This window comes from Legionella qingyii (genome assembly GCF_003184185.1).
In genome coordinates this window covers 1-698 of record NZ_QHJG01000084.1, presented here as the reverse complement: position 1 = coordinate 698, position 698 = coordinate 1, and the positions used below count along the sequence as shown (strand labels likewise).

Sequence of the window (698 nt, the reverse complement as noted above, 5' to 3'; positions counted from 1 at the left end):
CCATCCAAAGAACTATATGCGATTAACGAGTTTGCTGAAACAGTTTCTACTTTTGACCCCTCAGTTGTTTTGTAGTTTAAAAATTACAATTAGGGCAGGGGAGTAATGGAACGGCCAACCGATTTAAGGACTATTAGGAGTCTTTAGTGACCTTAATATTCCATCTTATACTTCATAATGCATCGAGAGAAATTGTAATTGGTCAAAGATAAAACCATTTCTGAAGATGATGAGCATCGAGCAGCAGAAGTGATTCAAAAGCTAAATGACAAGTATATTCTTGAAATAGATGGGTTATTGGCAGAAAAAGACTTAATGGAAATTTATATTAAGAATTTCATTACATTTTTATGATTCAAGAATAAATCTTTCCCTAATTTTTTATATATAAATAATTTTTGAGGATCCCCATGATATATAAGGTTGTTTTTTTTGGTAAAAGTGGAAGTGGCAAAACCCAGATTATACGTCGAACGGCTGGTTTATCAGATTTTAAATTGAATGCTCCTCCTACAATAGGCGTAGATTTTTTGGCTCGAAAAATAGATTCCAGCAGTTCTGTGTCATTATGGGAGATAGCTGGAGGTACACAATATAAAGACATGAGAAATCTATTTTATAGGGATACTGATGCTTGTGTATTTTGTATTGATCTAACAGAAGAAATTAATGAGCAAGAAATTATTGAGAGTATTGCA

1 protein-coding gene and 1 pseudogene are annotated in these 698 nt (G+C 32.8%); both read left to right on the top strand.

Features of this window, described 5'->3' with window-relative positions; genetic code table 11:
• Positions 1-198: 198 nt before the first annotated feature.
• Positions 199-354: pseudogene (locus DGG96_RS20570) on the top strand (hypothetical protein); the annotation flags it as partial.
• A 56-nt stretch (positions 355-410) separates the two neighbouring features.
• On the top strand, positions 411-698 hold a 288-nt coding region (locus DGG96_RS20565), incomplete at its 3' end, for an ADP-ribosylation factor-like protein (RefSeq protein WP_240610485.1).